General features: G+C 68.3%; 10 protein-coding genes. 8 read left to right on the top strand and 2 right to left on the bottom strand.

Going from position 1 to position 13609, the window contains the following annotated elements:
- The first annotated feature begins 201 nt into the window (after positions 1-201).
- The 6 genes from U6958_RS30010 (at position 202) to U6958_RS29985 (ending at position 7630) form a co-directional block, all read left to right on the top strand.
- Positions 202-1653, top strand: coding sequence for an NCS1 family nucleobase:cation symporter-1 (locus tag U6958_RS30010; RefSeq protein WP_016446485.1), 1452 nt, complete (start codon positions 202-204; stop codon positions 1651-1653).
- Positions 1654-1663: 10 nt separating this feature from the next.
- Positions 1664-2404, top strand: coding sequence for a GntR family transcriptional regulator (locus U6958_RS30005; RefSeq protein WP_016446484.1), 741 nt, complete (start codon positions 1664-1666; stop codon positions 2402-2404).
- Positions 2405-2580: 176 nt separating this feature from the next.
- Positions 2581-3624 (top strand): putative 2-aminoethylphosphonate ABC transporter substrate-binding protein, encoded by a 1044-nt coding sequence (locus U6958_RS30000; RefSeq protein ID WP_016451841.1) that lies wholly within the window; start codon positions 2581-2583, stop codon positions 3622-3624.
- A gap of 14 nt (positions 3625-3638) precedes the next feature.
- Positions 3639-4712 carry an ABC transporter ATP-binding protein gene (locus U6958_RS29995; protein ID WP_016446482.1) on the top strand — a complete coding sequence of 358 codons (1074 nt, stop codon included), beginning with the start codon at positions 3639-3641 and terminating at the stop codon, positions 4710-4712.
- Positions 4709-6481 carry a putative 2-aminoethylphosphonate ABC transporter permease subunit gene (locus U6958_RS29990; protein ID WP_016451840.1) on the top strand — a complete coding sequence of 591 codons (1773 nt, stop codon included), beginning with the start codon at positions 4709-4711 and terminating at the stop codon, positions 6479-6481. The genes U6958_RS29995 and U6958_RS29990 overlap by 4 nt, the downstream gene beginning before the upstream one ends.
- A 33-nt stretch (positions 6482-6514) precedes the next feature.
- Complete coding sequence (locus tag U6958_RS29985) at positions 6515-7630, top strand: TIGR03364 family FAD-dependent oxidoreductase (RefSeq protein WP_046985768.1); 1116 nt, start codon at positions 6515-6517, stop codon at positions 7628-7630.
- Positions 7631-7642: 12 nt separating this feature from the next.
- Here the strand turns inward: U6958_RS29985 and U6958_RS29980 are convergent, their stop codons facing one another.
- Both U6958_RS29980 and U6958_RS29975 read right to left on the bottom strand, forming a co-directional pair.
- A complete protein-coding gene (locus U6958_RS29980; protein WP_034365104.1) occupies positions 7643-8818 on the bottom strand; it encodes a zinc ribbon domain-containing protein in 1176 nt (391 codons plus the stop codon).
- A gap of 73 nt (positions 8819-8891) precedes the next feature.
- Positions 8892-10004, bottom strand: coding sequence for an SPFH and helix-turn-helix domain-containing protein (locus U6958_RS29975; RefSeq protein ID WP_034365129.1), 1113 nt, complete (start codon positions 10002-10004; stop codon positions 8892-8894).
- Positions 10005-10362: 358 nt separating this feature from the next.
- On the opposite strand from U6958_RS29975, the gene glyQ reads away from it, so the two are divergent.
- Together glyQ and glyS are read left to right on the top strand one after the other, a co-directional pair.
- Positions 10363-11301, top strand: a complete 939-nt coding sequence (gene glyQ / locus U6958_RS29970; protein WP_016446477.1) for a glycine--tRNA ligase subunit alpha — start codon at positions 10363-10365, stop codon at positions 11299-11301.
- Positions 11302-11335: 34 nt separating this feature from the next.
- Positions 11336-13447, top strand: coding sequence for a glycine--tRNA ligase subunit beta (glyS, locus tag U6958_RS29965; RefSeq protein ID WP_034365101.1), 2112 nt, complete (start codon positions 11336-11338; stop codon positions 13445-13447).
- Positions 13448-13609 lie beyond the last annotated feature (162 nt).

Here is a 13609-nt window from a genome sequence, read left to right as displayed (position 1 = left end):
GGGTCAGGAATGCCTGGCGCCATTTCAACATGGCGCCGTGATGCGCAGGGCCGGCGTGGCCGGGTATGTCCCTGGAAACAACTCCTGCGCCTGAAGGCACACTTCTTGCATACCAGTTTGCGTGCCAGTTTGTGTGCCAGCTGATTCATGGGTCTCGGCTGGTCTTGTGTCAGTGATTGCTCGTGATCAAGGAGCGCAGCAATGGATATTCGCAATCCCTCGCCGGGTCTTTACAACGAAGACCTGGCGCCCACCAAGGACCGCCGCTGGGGCGCCTTCAGCATTTTCAACGTCTGGACTTCGGACGTGCACAGCCTCTGGGGCTACTACCTGGCGGCCAGCCTGTTTCTGCTGTGCGGCAGCTTCGTCAATTTTCTGATCGCCATCGGCATCAGCTCCCTGGTCATCTTCTTCTTGATGAACCTGGTGGGCTACGCGGGCGAGAAGACCGGCGTGCCCTATCCGGTGCTGGCGCGTGCGTCCTTCGGGGTATGGGGCGCGAATCTGGCTGCCCTGGTGCGAGCCATCGTGGCCTGCTTCTGGTACGGGGCGCAGACGGCGGCGGCCTCGGGCGCCATGGTGGCGCTGCTGGTGCGCAATGAGGCGTTGCTGTCCTTCCACCAGACCACGCACTGGCTGGGCCATTCGGGTCTGGAGGTGATCTGCTACGTGGTCATCTGGGCCTTGCAGCTGCTGATCATCCAAAGGGGCATGGAGACCGTGCGGCGATTCCAGGACTGGGCAGGGCCTGCCGTGTGGATCGCCATGCTGGTGCTGGCCATCGGCCTGTGCGTGAAGGCCGGCGGCTTCAGTTTCGACCACGGCATTCCCATGGATGTGCTGCTGGACAAGACCAAGGATGCGGGGGTGAGCGGCGCGCCGGGCAGCTTCTGGGCGCTGATGGCCGTGGGCGCGACCTGGATCACCTACTTTGCGGCGCTGTACCTGAACTTCTGCGATTTCTCGCGCTATGCGAAGAACAAGGAGGCGGTGGCCAAGGGCAACCTCTGGGGCCTGCCCGTGAACCTGATCGCTTTCTCGCTGGTGGCCGGCATCACCACGATTGCGGCCTTCAAGGTCTATGGCGAGGTGCTGCTGCACCCCGAGCAGATCTCGGCCAAGTTCGACAGCTGGGTGCTGGCCCTGCTGGCCGCCGTCACCTTTGCCGTGGCCACGCTGGGCATCAACGTGGTGGCCAACTTCGTCTCGGCGGCCTTCGATATTTCCAACGTGTTTCCCAAGCGCATCGACTTCAAGCGCGGCGGATACATCGCCGCACTGATCGCCCTGGCTCTCTACCCCTTTGCACCATGGGAGGGCGGCGCTGCCCACTTCGTGAACGCCATCGGCGCCACCATGGGGCCGCTGCTGGGCATCATCCTGGTGGACTACTACCTGGTGGCCAAGGGCAACATCAACGTGGCCGCGCTGTATGACGAACATGGCGAGTACCGCTACGAGGGCGGCTGGAACGTCAACGCGCTGATCGCCACCGGCATCGGCAGCGTGTTCTCCACCATCCTGCCCAACTTCACCAGCCTGCTGCCGGTCTGGTGGGGCACCTACGGCTGGTTCTTCGGCGTGCTGATCGGCGGCAGCGTGTACTGGGTGATGGCCACGCTGCGCCCGCGCCGCATTCCGGCCGCAGCCTGAGGAGGCCGCCATGTCCGAGCCGCAGGATGCGCCGGCCACCGGGCCGGCCTTGATTGCCGAGCGCGTGATGCGCTCCATCGTCGAGCGCAAGCTGCGCCCTGGCGAACGCCTGGGCGAAAAGGAACTGGCCGAGGTCTTCGGTGTGAGCCGCACCATGGTGCGCGAGGCGCTGATGCAGCTGCAGGCGCGCGGCTTCGTCGAGGTGCGCTCGCGCCAGGGCTGGTACGTGGTCGAGCCCTCGTTCGAGGAAGCCCAGGAAACCTATGCCGCGCGCCGCGTGCTGGAGTCCGGCATGCTGCGCGACGCGGGCCGGCCGCTGCAGGCGGCCATACGCACGCTGCGCGAGCATGTGGCCCAGGAGCGCGGCGCCATCGCCGAGGCCGACAACGCCGGCCAGCGCAGCGTGCTGCTGGCCGACTTCCACGTCTGCCTGGCCGAGCAACTGGGCAACCGCTTTCTCACGGCCATGATGGCCGACCTGTCGGCGCGCACCACCCTGGTGTCTGCGCTGTACCAGTCGCAGACCGAGGCCCAGCACTCCAATGCCGACCACGAGGCCATCGTCGATGCGCTGGCGGCCGGCGACATGGCGCGCGCCGAGCAGTTGATGCGCGAGCACATCGACGCGCTGGCCGCCAGGCTGGATCAGAACCTTGCCCACCGCGCGCGCCTGCAGGACCGGCTGCTGGATGCGCTGCAGCCGCAGACGGCCCAGGCTGAGCGCCCGGGCAGGGTAAAGCCGCGCCGCTGAAGAAGGCGGGAGCGGGGCGGGGGCGCCGCGGGGCGGAGGGCACCCAAATCCGCCAATACCCGCTTCGCCAAATTTCCGTTGTGTGACACGGACGTTTCACCTGCGCTTTCTACAGTGGGTGTCAGAGGTGGCGACCCTGCCGCCTGTCCACGAACCCACAACGGAACTGACACGCCATGCGCCACACCCTTGCCTCCCTGGGCCGCCGCCTTGCCATTGCCTCTGCGGTGCTGACCGTCGCCTCCTTCGCACCCCTGGCCCATGCGGCCAAGACCGAGCTGCTGGTCTACAGCGCCCTGGAGGCTGACCAGATCAAGGCCTACAAGAGCGGCTTCGAGAAGGCCCATCCCGAGATCGAACTCAAGTTCGTGCGTGACAGCACGGGCATCATCACGGCCCGCCTGCTGGCCGAAAAGGCCAATCCCCAGGCCGACGTGATCTGGGGCGTGGCCGCCACCTCGCTGATGCTGCTGGACAAGCAGGGCATGCTCCAGCCCTACGCGCCCAAGGGCCTGGACAAGGTGCGAGCCAACATGCGCGATCCGCGCGCCCAGCCGACCTGGGTGGGCATGGACCTGTGGTCCTCGGCCATCTGCTTCAACACCGTGGAGGCCGGCAAGCGCAAGCTGCCGGTGCCCGCCAGCTGGGCCGACCTGGTCAGGCCCGAGTTCAAGGGCACGATCACCATGCCCCACCCGGCCTCCAGCGGCACGGGCTACCTGATGGTCGCGGCCTGGCTGCAGATCATGGGCGAGGACAAGGGCTGGGCCTACATGGACGCCCTGCACCAGAACATGGGCGTGTACACGCACAGCGGCTCCAAGCCCTGCCGCCAGGCGGGGGCCGGCGAGTTTCCCGTGGGCCTGAGCTTCGAGTACCGCGCCAGCAAGACCAAGAAGGACGGTGCGCCCATCGACATCGTTTTCCCTCGGGAAGGCCTGGGCTGGGATGTGGAGGCCACGGCCATCCTCAAGACCAGCAAGAAGCAGGAAGCCGCCAAGGCCCTGGCCGACTGGGCCGTCACGCCCGAGGCCAACAAGCTCTACGCCGCCAACTTCGCCGTGCTGGCCTTGCCCGAGGCGCAGGAAAAGCTGGAGTTCATTCCTGCCGATCTCGAAAAGCGGCTGGCGAAGAACGACTTCGATTGGGCCGCGGCCAACCGCGAGCGCATCCTGGCCGAGTGGAGCCGCCGCTACGAAGCCAAGGCAGAGAAAAAGTAAGCCGGAGCCACGCCATGCTGCGCATAGACCATATCGCCAAGCGCTACCGCGAGCAGCAGGTGCTGCGCGGCATTGACCTGAACGTGGAGGCGGGCGAGTTCGTCAGCCTGCTCGGCCCTTCGGGCTGCGGCAAGACCACGCTGCTGCGCATCGTCTGCGGCATCGACATGCCTGACGAGGGCAGGGTGCTGTTCCAGGGCGATGACATCACGCGCTGGCCGGCCGCACGCCGTGGCTTCGGCGTGGTGTTCCAGAGCTATGCGCTGTTTCCCAATCTCACGGCCGCGCAGAACGTGGCCTTCGGGCTGAACGGGCAGCCTGCGGCGCAGGCGCGCGAGCGCGTGGCCGAGATGCTGTCCCTGGTGGGTCTGGGCGCGCAGGCCCAGCGCTACCCGGCCCAGCTGTCGGGCGGCCAGCAGCAGCGCGTGGCACTGGCCCGCGCGCTGGCGCCCCGGCCGCGCCTGCTGCTGCTCGACGAGCCGCTGTCCGCGCTCGATGCCCAGGTGCGCACCGAGCTGCGCAGCGAGATCCGCCAGCTGCAGCGCCAGCTGGGCATCGCCTCCATCATGGTCACGCACGACCAGGAAGAGGCCTTGTCCATGGCCGACCGCGTGGTGCTCATGCACCAGGGCCGCATCGAGCAGCAGGGTTCGCCCGAGCAGCTCTATGCCCAGCCCGTGAGCCAGTTCGCGGCCGGTTTCGTGGGCCGCATGAACCTGCTGCCGGCCACGGCCGAGGGGGCGGACCAGGTGCGCATCGGCGAAGCCAGCCTGCGCTGTGCGCTGGCCGGCTTCGAGCGTGGCGACGCGCTGCTGGTCGGCGTGCGTCCGGAAAGCGTGGTGCTGCACCCGGCCCAGCCCACGGCGTTGCCCAACCTGTTGCGCGCCCGCGTGGTGGAGACCTCCTTCCTCGGATCGATGGCCCTGGTGCGCCTGTACAGCCCCACGCTGCAGTGCCAGGTTGACGCCCAGTGGCCCCTGCGCCACGACGTGGGCCTGCCCGACTGGCTGCAGGGCGAGGTGCTGATGGAGTTGCCCGCCGCTGCGCTGCAGCCGTTGGCGGCGCCCGATGCGAGGAAGGCCGCATGAGCGCGCATCCCATGGACACGGCCGTTTCCGTGCCGGTGCCGGTGCCGGTGGACCGCTTCGCTTGCGCCCGCCGCAGCGCGCCTGCAGGGCCCGTGCGTCCGCAGGGGCGCAGCGCAGGCTGGGAGCGCTGGTGGCTGGGCGCCCTGGTGCTGGGCGCACTGGCCTGGCTGCTGGCCACCATCGCCCTGCCGGTGGCTAGCCTGCTGGGCAGGAGTTTCTGGGACGACACGGGCCGCTTCACGGGCCTGGCCCAGTTCATCACCTATGCGCGCATGCCGGGCGTGACGCAATCGCTGTTCAACAGCCTGTGGCTGTCGGCCGTGAGCAGCACGGTCTGCGTGCTGCTGGCCTATGCCTACGCCTATGGCGTGGTGCGCAGCTGCATGCCGCTGGCGCGCTGGTTCCGCGCGCTGGCCCTGGTGCCGCTGCTGGCGCCCTCGCTGCTCATGGCCATCAGCCTGATCTACCTGTTCGGCAGCCAGGGCCTGCTCAAGGGCTGGCTGCAGGGGGGCTCGGCCTACGGGCCCTTCGGCATCATCGTGGGCTCGGTGCTCTGGACCTTTCCGCATGCGCTGATGATTCTGTGCACCACGCTGGCCTCGGGCGATGCGCGCCTGTACGAGGCGGCCGCCACGCTGGGCGCCAGCCGCTGGCGCAGCTTCCGCCAGGTCACGCTGCCGGCCAGCCGCTACGGGCTGATGATTTCGTGGATCGTGGTTTTCGTGCTCGTGGTGACCGACTTCGGCGTGCCCAAGGTCATTGGCGGCAACACGGCCATGCTGGCCACCGACATCTACAAGCAGGTCATCGGCCAGCAAAACCTGTCCATGGGTGCGGTGGTGGCCATGCTGCTGCTGGTGCCGGCCGGCCTGGCCTTTGCGGCCGAGCGCCATCTGCGCGCGCGCCAGGCGGCCACCATGGGCGTGCGCTCCGTGCCGCTGGTGCCCCAGCCCCATGCGCCGCTGGACCGCGCGCTGTTCGCCTACTGCGCGCTGGTGGCGCTGGCGCTGCTGGCCGTCATGGGCACGGCCGTGCTGGCCTCCCTGGTCAGCTACTGGCCGTACAACCTCACGCTGACATTCAAGAACTACCGCTTCGACATGATGGACGGCGGCGGCTGGGCCAGCTATGGCAACTCGCTGTCCATGGCGCTGGCCACGGCCGTGCTGGGCGCGGTGCTGAGCTTTGTGACCGCCTACCTGGTGGCCAAGCCCGTGCGCTGGGCGCGCACGCGCCAGTGGCTGCATGCCGTGGCCACGCTGCCCATGGCCGTGCCGGGGCTGGCGCTGGGCCTGGGCTACATCCTGTTCTTCAATGCCCAGGGCAATCCGCTGCACTTCCTGTACGGCAGCATGGCCATCCTGGTGCTGTGTTCGGTGGCGCATTTCTTCTCGGTGGCGCACATCACGCAACTGGCCGCGCTGCAGCAGCTCGATGCCGAGTACGAGCGCGTGGCCGATTCCATGGGCGTGGCCTTCTGGACGCTGCTGTGGCGCGTGCACCTGCCGGTATGCCTGCCCGTGGTCATGCAGGTGGCCGGCTATTTCTTCGTCAACGCCATGACCACGGTGTCGGCCGTGGTGTTCCTGTACTCGCCCGAGACCACGCTGGCCTCGGTGGCCGTGCTGGCCATGGACGACGCGGGCGACACCGCGCCGGCCGCCGCCATGGCCACGCTGATCTTTGCCACGGCCGCTGCGGGCCGGCTGCTGATCGCGGCGCTGGATGCCTGGGTGCAGCGGCGCACGCAGCGCTGGCGCCAGCGCTGACTTTTTTCCTTTCCCTCTCCTCTGTTTTCTCCCATGAAGAACTACGACCTGATCGTGGTGGGGGCCGGCATTGTCGGCCTGGCCCACGCCTATGCGGCTGCGCGCCGTGGCCGCAGCGTGCTCGTCATCGAGCGCGATGCAGCCTGCATCTCCGCCTCCATCCGCAATTTCGGCTTTGTCACTGTCACGGGGCAGCAGGCGGGCGCCCACTGGCAGCGGGCCATGCGTTCGCGCGATACCTGGGCCGAGATCGCGCCGCAGGCCGGCATCGAGGTCGTGCACCGCGGCCTGTGGCTGACGGCGCGCCGGGCCAGCGCCGAGGCCGTGCTCCACGCCTTTCTGAGCACCTCCATGGGCGAGCGCTGCGAGCTGCTCACGCCGGCCCAGGCCGCCGAACGCCACCCGGCACTGCGCACCGAAGACCTCAGCGCCGTGCTCTACAGCCCGCATGAGCTGCGCGTGGAGTCGCGCACAGCCATTGCCAGGTTGGCGCAGTGGCTGGAGCAGGCCATGGGCGTGGATTTCCGCTTTGGCGAGGCCGTGCTCGAGGTGGCGGCACCCCGGGTGCGCAGCGCCCGCGCCAGCTACCACGGCGAACGCGTGGTGGTCTGCAACAACGCCGACCCGGGTGGCCTGTTCGCCGGCCTGTGGGCGCCGCACCGCATCCAGCTGTGCCAGCTGCAGATGCTGCGCGTGCGGCCGCAGCCGGGCTTGCAGCTCAAGGGCTCGGTCATGGGGGACCTGAGCATGGTCAGATACGAGGGCTACAGCGCCCTGCCCGAAGCCGCCGCGCTGCGCGCCGAGCTGGAGCGGGAGGAGGGCGAGAGCCTGGCCCACGGCATCCACCTGATCGCCGTGCAAAGCGCCGACGGCAGCCTGGTGGTGGGCGACTCCCACCACTACGGCGCAGCGCCCCCGCCCTTTGCCAGCGAAGCCGTGGACCGGCTGATGCTGCGCCACATGAACGAGGCCCTGCACCTGCGCGATGCGCAGGTGGTAGAGCGCTGGGTGGGCGTCTACCCGAGTGCGCAGGACGCGCCCTGCGTGGTGCATGCGCCCGACGAGGCCACGCGCGTGGTGGCGGTCACCGGAGGTTCCGGCGCGAGCACCGCCTTCGGGCTTGCCGAAGAGGTCTGGAGCGCGTGGTGAGCGGCAGCTGGCCTACTGTCCGAACATCACCCACAGCAGCGCCAGCACCATGATCGTGGCCAGCACGGCCAGCGTGATCTTGAGGGCGCTGTAGGGGCGCTCGCCCGCGATCTGGCCCGTGTAGCCGTTGGCGATGATCTGAAAGGTCCTGCTGCCGTAGGTGTAGCCCACCAGCCAGACCGGCACGAGGATGTGCTTGAAGGTGCGGCCCTGGTACTCGCGCTGCATCTGCAGGTTGCGGTAGGTGTCGCCGGGCACCTGGCGCGCGCACAGGGCGCGCAGCTGCTCGTCCATGTCCTGCACGTTGACCTGGGCGGCCTTGCCCAGGTCGATCTGGTAGCGCTCCACCGTCCAGCCGCGCACGAACTCGGGCGTGTAGGGCTTGAGGTCGGTGGTGGTGGGAAAGGGCTCCACCTGGCGCAGCAGGTTGGCGTGCACGCCCACGGTGCCGGGCACCAGCTCGTCGTCGAAGAAATGGGCGAGGCTGCCCGAGGCCGGCTCCCAGCGCACATGGCGCACCTGGCGCGTCTGCACGTTGCCGTTGCTGTCGCGGTAGGACTCGGTGGTGTAGTAGTAGAAGCCCGCCTCGGCCTGCCAGTCGGCGCTGGCGTGGGCGTCGAAGGTCCAGTAGGGCAGGTAGACGCCGTGCAGCGTGTCGGTCAGCGCGGCGGATTTCAGGCGGTTGGGCGCGAACCAGCGGCTGCCGTACCACTGGCGTATGCGGTCGCGGATCTGGCCGTCGCTGATCTTGAAGGGCAGGATGCTCTGCGGCGTGATGGCATCGCCCTGGCCCTCGTGGGCCACGATGGAGGGCGAGCCGCAGAAGTCGCAGCGCTGGGCCACGGTGCGGTTCACGAAGACCGAGATCGCACGGCAGTTCTGGCACTGGACCTCGTAGCGGTCCTCCGTGCCCCAGCCCCGGCCGGACTTGGGGTTGCGCAGCGCCTCGGCCAGGTCCTGCTCGACCACATCGCGGCCCAGTTCCTCGCGCGTTTCCTCGCTCCAGGGCACCGTGGTGCCGCAGTACGGGCACTTGAGCGCCTGGGCCTGGGCATTCCATTCGAGGTTGGCGCCGCATTCGGGGCAGGGGTGCTTGCGCACCATGGCCGGCGCGGCGGCAGCGGCCTCCCAGGAACCGGAGGCGGGGGAAGTCGAGGTGCTGGAGGAACTGGAGGAGGGCGCGCTCACGGCATCGGTCCTGGAAAACGGGACGCGGCGCCAGGCAGGGCCTGGCGCCGCAAGGGGTCAAACCACGGAAATGTCAGCCGCGCAGGAACTCATCGAGTGCGGCTTGCGCAATGCGCCACTGGCTGCCGATCTGGCGCGCCTTGAGGTTGCCGGCCTGGATCTCGGCCAGCACATCGGCCTCGCTCACACCCAGCACCTGGGCCGCCTGCGCCGGGGTCAGCACCTGCAGGCCACCGGCGGCGGGCGCTGCCGGCGCCTGGGCTGCCTGGGCGGCGGCAGGCGAGAACGGGTCGGAGGCCTGGCCGGCCGGTGCGCCGCCGGCGCCGCCGCCGTTTTGCATGCTCTTCATCATCTCCTGCGCCATGCCGAAGCCCATGGCCATGGTGGCGGGCAGGGTGGCTGCGGCAGCGCCTTCGCCGCCCGTGGTCATGGCCTGGCCCATCTGGTACTTGACGTAGTCGTTGAGGTTGCCGATGGCCGTCATGCTGGAGCGCTTGTCGATGGCCTGCTCCACCTCGGGCGGCACGGACACGTTCTCCAGCACGAAGCTGGTGATCTCCAGGCCGTACTTGTCCGTCATGGCCGGGTTGATCAGCGGCAGCAGCGCATCGCCCAGCTCGCCATAGCGCTGGGCCACGTCCAGCACGGGCACCCGGGCCTTGGCCAGCGACTCGGTGAACACGCTGATGATGCGCGAGCGCATGGTGTCGGCGAACTCGTCGATGCGGAAGTTCTGGTCCGTGCCCGCCACTTCCTTGAGGAACTTGGCCGGCTCGACGATGCGGAAGTCATAGGTGCCGAAGGCGCGCAGGCGCACGGCGCCGAAGTCCTGGTCGCGCACCATCACGGGGTTGGAGGTGCCCCACTTGTTGCCCGTGAACAGCCGCGTGTTGATGAAGTAGACATCGCACTTGAACGGCGAGTTGAAGCCGTACTTCCAGCCCTGGATGGTGGACAGGATGGGAATGTTCTGCGTGGTCAGCGTGTGCTTGCCGGGGCTGAACAGGTCGGCGTACTGGCCGGCCGAGACGAACTGCACCTGCTGCGACTCGCGCACGATGAGCTGGGCGCCGTTCTTGATTTCCTTGTCGTCGTCGGGCCAGCGGTAGGAGAGCGTGTCGCGCGAGTCATCGGTCCACTCGATGATCTCTATCAGTTGCTTGGTGATGATGTTCATCAGGTTCATGGCAGGCTCCGGGGCGGTGGTGGTCCACGACAAAAAAGGTCAATGGGCCATTCTAGGCGGCGTGCATGGCGGCGTGGCGAACGGCCACCGGCCGCTGCCCCGGTGAATTGTCAAAAAATGATCCGGATGCGTCGTGCAAGGCGGGCTTTCGGGGCTTCGCGCGCCACGGCCTTTGCCGGCATGTGTCGCCTGCTCCGTTTTTTGATGCAGATCGCCCTGTGGAGCGTCTGCCGTGGGGCCGCAGGCCCGCGCCACGGCGCAGGGCCGGGCGGCGCCTTAAAATCGTCGTTTGCGCGGCGCGAGCCGCCTCTCATTCACCGGCGCGGCCCCGGCCTGCGTGCGACGCCTGAAACAAGTCATGCTCACTTTCCAACAAATCATCCTCAAGCTGCAGTCCTACTGGGCCGACCAGGGCTGCGCGCTGCTCCAGCCCTATGACATGGAAGTGGGCGCGGGCACCTCGCATACCGCCACCTTCCTGCGCGCCCTGGGCCCCGAGCCCTGGAAGGCCGCCTACGTGCAGCCCAGCCGCCGCCCCAAGGACGGCCGCTACGGCGACAACCCCAACCGCCTGCAGCACTACTACCAGTTCCAGGTCGTGCTCAAGCCCGCGCCCGACAACATCCTGGAGCTGTACCTGGGCTCGCTCGAGGCCCTGGGCTTCGATCTCAAGAAGAACGACATCCGCTTTGTCGAGGACGACTGGGAAAACCCCACGCTGGGCGCCTGGGGCCTGGGCTGGGAAGTCTGGCTCAACGGCATGGAGGTGACCCAGTTCACCTACTTCCAGCAGGTCGGCGGCATCGACTGCAAGCCCGCCACCGGCGAGATCACCTATGGCCTGGAGCGCCTGGCCATGTACCTGCAGGGCGTGGACAACGTCTACAACCTGACCTGGACCGACGGCCTGAGCTACGGCGACGTCTACCACCAGAACGAGGTGGAGCAGTCCACCTACAACTTCGAGCACTCGGACGCCGACTTCCTGTTCACCGCCTTCAGCGCCCACGAAAAGCAGGCCAACCACCTGATCGGCGAACAGCTGGCGCTGCCGGCCTACGAGCAGGTGCTCAAGGCCGCCCACACCTTCAACCTGCTCGATGCGCGCGGCGCCATCAGCGTGACGGAGCGTGCCGCCTACATCGGCCGCATCCGCAACCTGGCCCGCGCCGTGGCCAAGGCCTATATGGACAGCCGTGCGCGCCTGGGCTTCCCCATGGCGCCCAAGGCCCATGCCGACGAAGTGCTGGCCGAGCTGGCCAAGGCCGCCGAACAACAGGGCAAGAAGGCCGCCTGAGGCGGACACCGCTGCACCGAGAGAACACCAGACCATGAACGCATCGAATCTTCTTGTTGAACTGTTTGTCGAAGAGCTGCCCCCGAAGGCGCTGCAAAAGCTGGGCGACGCCTTTGCCGGCGTGCTGTTCGAGCAGCTCAAGGCCCAGGGCCTGCTGGCCTCCAGCGAAGCGCGCCTGACGGCCTATGCCTCGCCGCGCCGCCTGGCCGCCCACATCACCGAAGTGCTGCCCCAGGCCGAGGACAAGGCCGTGTCGCAAAAGCTCATGCCCGTCTCCGTGGGCCTGGACGCCGACGGCAAGCCCACGCCCGCACTGATCAAGAAGCTGGCCGCCCTGGGCGCCGGCGAAGAAGCCGTTGCCAGCCTGACCCGCCAGGGCGAAGGCAAGGCCGAAGCCCTGTTCCACGCCTCCACCGTGCGCGGCGTGATGCTGGCCGACGGCGTGCAAAAGGCGCTGGACGAAGCCATTGCCCGGCTGCCCATCCCCAAGGTCATGCGCTACCAACTGGCCGACGGCTGGAGCAGCGTCCATTTCGTGCGCCCGGCCCACGGCCTGGTGGTGCTGCACGGCACCGAGGTGCTGATCGGCGTCAAGGCCCTGGGCCTGACGGCCGGCACGGCCACGCATGGCCACCGCTTCGAGGCGGCGGTCGATCCCGTGGTCATCCGCTCCGCCGATGACTACGCCGCGCAGCTGCGCGAGGAAGGCGCCGTCATCGCCAGCTTCGCCGAGCGCCGTGCCGAGATCGCGCGCCAGCTGCAGGCCGCTGCCGAGCGCGTGGGCGGCGGTGTCCGTCCCATCGAGGACGAGGCCCTGCTGGACGAAGTCACGGCCCTGGTCGAGCGCCCCAATGTGCTGGTCTGCGAGTTCGAGAAGGAATTCCTCGACGTGCCGCAGGAATGCCTGATCCTCACCATGAAGGCCAACCAGAAGTACTTCCCGCTGCTGGACGCCGCCGGCAAGCTGACCCACCAGTTCCTGGTGGTCAGCAACATCAGCCCCCAGGATGCCAGCGCCGTCATCGGCGGCAACGAACGCGTGGTGCGCCCGCGTCTGGCCGACGCCAAGTTCTTCTTCGACCAGGACCGCAAGAAGACCCTGGCCTCGCGCGTGGACGGGCTGGGCAAGGTGGTCTACCACAACAAGCTCGGCACCCAGGGCGAGCGCGTGGAGCGCGTGCGCTCCATCGCCAAGAGCATTGCCCGCCAGCTGGGCGACACGGGCCTGGCCCAGCAGGCCGACCTGGCCGCGCAACTGGCCAAGACCGACCTCGTGACCGACATGGTGGGCGAGTTTCCCGAACTGCAGGGCACCATGGGCCGCTACTACGCGCTCAACGACGGCCTGGACGTGGCCGTGGCCGATGCCATCGAGGACCACTACAAGCCCCGCTTTGCGGGCGACGAACTGCCGCGCGGCAACGCCGGCGTGGTCGTGGCCCTGGCCGACAAGCTGGAAACCCTGGTCGGCATGTTCGGCATCGGCAACCTGCCCACGGGCGACCGCGACCCCTTCGCGCTGCGCCGCCACGCCCTGGGCGTGATCCGCATGCTGGTCGAGAAGGACCTGGCGCTGGACCTGGAAACCCTGCTGGTCAGCGTGCTGCCCGCCTTCGGCGACAAGATCGAGGACGCCACGCCCCAGCTGGCCGATTTCATCTACGACCGCCTGGCCGGCAACCTGCGCGAGCAGGGTTTCTCGGCCCAGGAAGTGGACTCGGTGCTGGCCCTGCGCCCGCAGCGCCTGTCCGACGTGCAAAAGCGCCTGGAAGCCGTGCGCGCCTTCGGCGAGCTGCCCGAGGCACCGGCCCTGGCCGCCGCCAACAAGCGCGTGGGCAACATCCTCAAGAAGGCCGACCAGGCCGTGCAGGCCCAGGTCGACGCGGCCGTGCTGGCCGAGGTGGCAGAGAAGGACCTGTACGCAGCCCTGCAATCGGTGGCGCCCAAGGCGCAGCAGCAGTTTGCTGCCGGCGACTACACGGCCAGCCTGCAGACTCTGGCCGCGCTGCGCGCCCCGGTCGATGCCTTCTTCGAGCATGTGATGGTCAACGCCGAAGACCCGGCGCTCAAGGCCAACCGCCTGGGCCTGCTGGCCACGTTGCACGAAGCCATGAACCGCGTGGCGGACCTTTCGCGACTGGCGTGAATGGAGCCCCCCCTGAGGCGCTTCGCGCCTTCCCCCCGTGGCACGGCGCCTCTCTACTTGCTTCGCAAGGGAGGGGGACGACACCCTCGGTGCGGGGCGGCGCGGCCGGCCTAGGCCCTTCCTCGGTGTCCCTCGTCTTGGGACGCGCGCAATTGAGTTCTG

It is taken from the genome of Delftia lacustris (genome assembly GCF_040267515.1).
GTDB lineage: Bacteria > Pseudomonadota > Gammaproteobacteria > Burkholderiales > Burkholderiaceae_C > Comamonas > Comamonas tsuruhatensis.
This window is presented reverse-complemented; position numbering and strand designations above follow the sequence as displayed.

What these genes read in the sequence shown, in the direction of transcription:
- U6958_RS29995 (WP_016446482.1), top strand. Translation starts at nt 3,639, where the DNA reads ATGCTGCGCATAGACCATATCGCCAAGCGCTACCGCGAGCAGCAGGTG.
- U6958_RS29985 (WP_046985768.1), top strand. Translation starts at nt 6,515, where the DNA reads ATGAAGAACTACGACCTGATCGTGGTGGGGGCCGGCATTGTCGGCCTG.
- U6958_RS29990 (WP_016451840.1), top strand. Translation starts at nt 4,709, where the DNA reads ATGAGCGCGCATCCCATGGACACGGCCGTTTCCGTGCCGGTGCCGGTG.
- glyQ (WP_016446477.1), top strand. Translation starts at nt 10,363, where the DNA reads ATGCTCACTTTCCAACAAATCATCCTCAAGCTGCAGTCCTACTGGGCC.
- U6958_RS30000 (WP_016451841.1), top strand. Translation starts at nt 2,581, where the DNA reads ATGCGCCACACCCTTGCCTCCCTGGGCCGCCGCCTTGCCATTGCCTCT.
- U6958_RS30005 (WP_016446484.1), top strand. Translation starts at nt 1,664, where the DNA reads ATGTCCGAGCCGCAGGATGCGCCGGCCACCGGGCCGGCCTTGATTGCC.
- U6958_RS29975 (WP_034365129.1), bottom strand. Translation starts at nt 10,004, where the DNA reads ATGAACCTGATGAACATCATCACCAAGCAACTGATAGAGATCATCGAG.
- U6958_RS30010 (WP_016446485.1), top strand. Translation starts at nt 202, where the DNA reads ATGGATATTCGCAATCCCTCGCCGGGTCTTTACAACGAAGACCTGGCG.
- glyS (WP_034365101.1), top strand. Translation starts at nt 11,336, where the DNA reads ATGAACGCATCGAATCTTCTTGTTGAACTGTTTGTCGAAGAGCTGCCC.